Source organism: Nonomuraea sp. LPB2021202275-12-8, from assembly GCF_037044575.1.
In the GTDB taxonomy this organism is placed as follows: Bacteria; Actinomycetota; Actinomycetes; order Streptosporangiales; family Streptosporangiaceae; genus Nonomuraea.
The window spans coordinates 1-422 of sequence record NZ_JBAHWD010000162.1 but is presented as its reverse complement, the minus strand read 5'-3'; the positions used below and the strand labels follow the sequence as shown (position 1 = coordinate 422).

The following is a 422-nucleotide window of genomic DNA, read 5'->3' as shown; positions in this document are numbered from 1 at the left end:
GGGCTGAGCGTCGCTGATCACCTGCGTTTGGGGGCGCGGCTCAACCCCGGCTGGGACGCCGCCATGGCGCGGGACCGGGTCGCGCAGCTCGGTCTCGTCCCCGCCCAGCGGGCGGGCAAGCTGTCCGGCGGCCAGCGCGCCCAGCTCGCTCTCACCCTCGGCCTGGCCAAGCGGCCCGAGCTGCTGATCCTGGACGAGCCGGTCGCCTCGCTCGACCCGCTGGCCCGCCGCGAGTTCCTGCAGGGGCTGATGGAGGCCACGGTCGAGCACAAGCTGAGCGTGCTGCTGTCCTCCCATCTGGTCTCCGACCTGGAACGGGTGTGCGACTTCCTGATCGTGCTCGTCGACTCCCGCGTCCAGGTGGCCGGGCAGGTCGAGCAGTTGCTGGCCGCCCATCACCGGCTCACCGGCCCGCGCCGCGA

At 73.2% G+C, this 422-nt stretch carries 1 protein-coding gene; it reads left to right on the top strand.

What is annotated here, in order from left to right; all coding sequences use genetic code 11:
* Positions 1–422 (top strand): ATP-binding cassette domain-containing protein (locus V5E28_RS49180; protein ID WP_336217215.1); only part of this gene is annotated, 422 nt, incomplete at both ends.